We start from the raw sequence: 1,450 nt of genomic DNA, 5'->3' as shown, positions 1-1,450 counted from the left end.
GTCTTTTTCCAAGGTTCGGTTGTCAACATACGGCCAATAGTGGTGTCCAACGCGAATCACCAAGGTCGCTGCCGCCAAGATAAACGCCGCAATAGAAAGCCAAACCACCAAAGTGGCATCCAACTCTTTCATACCTAAGGTGATGTAGCGAGCAATGGCCATCATCGCGATATAGATAGGATAGCGAACGGGGATCTTACCGTTCATCACAAACTGCTGCACCATCGCTAAAACCTCAAGATAGATGAACATCAATAAGATGTCCGTCAACAGCACTCGCTTCTCAACAAAAACATGAATGAACTCTTGAGCCATGGCATAAATAGTTGCCAAGGTAATAGCGACCAACAGAACCGCTTCTAAGATGTGGAACATCTTTAAAAATGGGCGACTGAACGATTTGGGTAAATTTGATGGCAGAGCCAATTATCCAAGCAAAACCAAAGAGATAAGCTTTGAGTTTAGCATGCAAGATAAAAAAGGATACATAAGAAAAACGCCCCGTTTATTTAACGGAGCGTGTTTTCTTGAATGCGATGGTGGCACGGCTTACGCCACTTGCTGCTTTTTTTCTGCCACACGCTTTTTCTTGCGATATTTAGGATGGGTAATCGGAATCGCTGAGAGCAGTTTCTTGGTGTAATCATTTTGTGGGTTCGCGTAAATTTCTTTCGCATTCCCCGCTTCCACCACTTTACCAAAGTACATCACCGCGACTTTATCGGAGACATGCTTAACCACCGACAAATCGTGAGAGATGAAGATGATGGCAAGGTTCATTTCTTGTTGAAGTTGCAGCAACAAGTTGAGAATTTGCGCCTGAACCGATACATCCAGTGCAGATACTGATTCATCACAAATCAACAGCTTTGGCTTCAGAGCTATCGCACGAGCAATACCAATACGCTGACGCTGGCCACCAGAGAATTCGTGCGGATAACGGTTCACAGCCGTTTCAGGCAAGCCAACTTTCACCAACAGCTCTTTCACCCATTGTTTACGCTCTGCAGGAGTGCCTATTTTATGGATGATATACGGCTCTTCCAAAATCATACCAATGGTGTGACGCTGGTTAAGTGACTCCATTGGGTCCTGAAAGACAATCTGCATGTCTTTACGCAACGAGCGCATCTCTTTGACAGAGAACTTTGTAATGTCTTTGCCTTCAAAGAAAATCTTACCTTCTGTTGGCTCATACAATTTTAGAATCGTACGTCCTAAGGTACTTTTACCACAGCCAGATTCACCGACGAGTCCCAATGTTTCTCCTTCTGAAACCGACAAGGAAACGCCGTCTACAGCTTTGATCGTGTAGCCTTTCTTAAACAGTCCTTTACCAGATACAAAGTGCTGCTTAAGATTTTCAATTCTTAATACTTCTTTTGCCATAACATCCTCTTTTATGACTTGTTCACTTTGCACCAGTTAGCTAGCAAACATGCTGGCATCG

General features: G+C 43.9%; 2 protein-coding genes. Both read right to left on the bottom strand.

Annotated features, from left to right (window positions below):
* A partial coding sequence (locus tag R7Q47_RS24335; protein ID WP_318089784.1) for a phosphate-starvation-inducible PsiE family protein occupies positions 1–420 on the bottom strand: 420 nt, incomplete at its 3' end.
* 129 nt (positions 421–549) lie between these two features.
* On the bottom strand, positions 550–1,389 hold the full coding sequence (locus tag R7Q47_RS24330; protein ID WP_005458953.1) for an ABC transporter ATP-binding protein: 840 nt from the start codon (positions 1,387–1,389) through the stop codon (positions 550–552).
* Positions 1,390–1,450: the final 61 nt, after the last annotated feature.

It is taken from the genome of Vibrio sp. Vb0349 (assembly GCF_033338975.1).
Note: the sequence above shows the minus strand (reverse complement) of the source record. Positions and strands in the feature narration are given on the sequence as shown.

Coding starts and splice junctions, on each gene's coding strand:
- R7Q47_RS24330 (WP_005458953.1), bottom strand. CDS start 1,389: ATGGCAAAAGAAGTATTAAGAATTGAAAATCTTAAGCAGCACTTTGTA.